Source organism: Corallococcus sp. CA053C, assembly GCF_003611675.1.
Classification (GTDB): Bacteria; Myxococcota; Myxococcia; order Myxococcales; family Myxococcaceae; genus Corallococcus.
In genome coordinates, this window is the sequence record NZ_RAWA01000809.1 from 1 (window position 1) to 1009 (window position 1009).

Annotated in this window: 1 protein-coding gene and 1 pseudogene; both read left to right on the top strand. The window is 71.5% G+C overall.

Annotated elements, in window-relative coordinates; genetic code table 11:
* Positions 1-329 (top strand): annotated as a pseudogene (locus tag D7V97_RS43305) (hypothetical protein); the annotation flags it as partial.
* A gap of 122 nt (positions 330-451) precedes the next feature.
* Positions 452-1009 (top strand): nitronate monooxygenase (locus D7V97_RS43310; RefSeq protein WP_147445271.1); only part of this gene is annotated, 558 nt, incomplete at its 3' end.

Genomic DNA, 1009 nt, shown 5'->3' on the forward strand with positions numbered 1-1009 from the left:
GGGTGGTGGTGGGCAACGTGTGGGAGTCGGCGGCGAACCCGCTCTACGACGCGATGGTGCGCACCTACCAGGTGAGCTTCCACGGCCTGTCGCTCTTCGAGGTTCCGTCCAGTACCAACCGCATCCTGGTGGGGCTGGAGGGGCCGCTGCGGCTGACGCGCGAGGCGTTGGTCGCCCAGGCCCGCCGCGTGGAGCAGGAGCGGGGCCTGCCGTTCCGGTTGAGCTCCCTCGTGGCGCAGCGCTACCGGCCCCTGACGCGGCGGCTCGGGCGCGGCCGGGTGTTGACGGACGCGGGGCTGGGGCACGAGGGCCTTTACGACGACGAATGACGGACGGAGTGAAGGTCGCTCTGCTGGCCAGTGAGCACGGCCCCGCCCGGTCGCGGCTGAATCGCCCGGGGGCACTGCTAATCTTGAGAACTCGGCACGTCAGCACCCTTTCGGGAGACGCGATGAACGGCGCGAACGACGGACGACCCGGCCAGCCCTCTTCTTCCCCAGGAGACGAGGAGCCGCTGACGGACGGGGACTCCGACAGCGCGGGGCAGCCGGGCCTCCCGCGTCCTCCGCCCATCTACGTGTTGGAGGGCAACACGCTGAAGACGCGGCTCACGCGCGCGGTCGGGGTGCACTACCCCTTCGTGGGCGCGGGAATGGCGTTCGTGTCGCTGCCGCCGCTGGTCATCGCGGTATCGGAGGCAGGCGGTCTGGGAATGTTGGGCACGGCACCGGAGCCGCCGCTCGTGCTGGAGGCACGCCTGAAGGCCATCCAGGCGGGCACGCAGCGGCCCTACGGCGTGGACTTCATCGTGGACCGGGTGCACCCGCAGGGCTTCACGTCGCGCGACCACGTGGACACGTGCATCGCGGCGAAGGTGCCGGTGGTGGCGTTCCATTGGACGCTGCCGCCGGTGGAGTGGATCCGCGCGTTGCAGGCCGCGGGGACGCAGGTCTGGATGCAGGCGGGGACGGTGGAGCTGGCGCGGCAGGCGCTGGACGCGGGGGTGGAG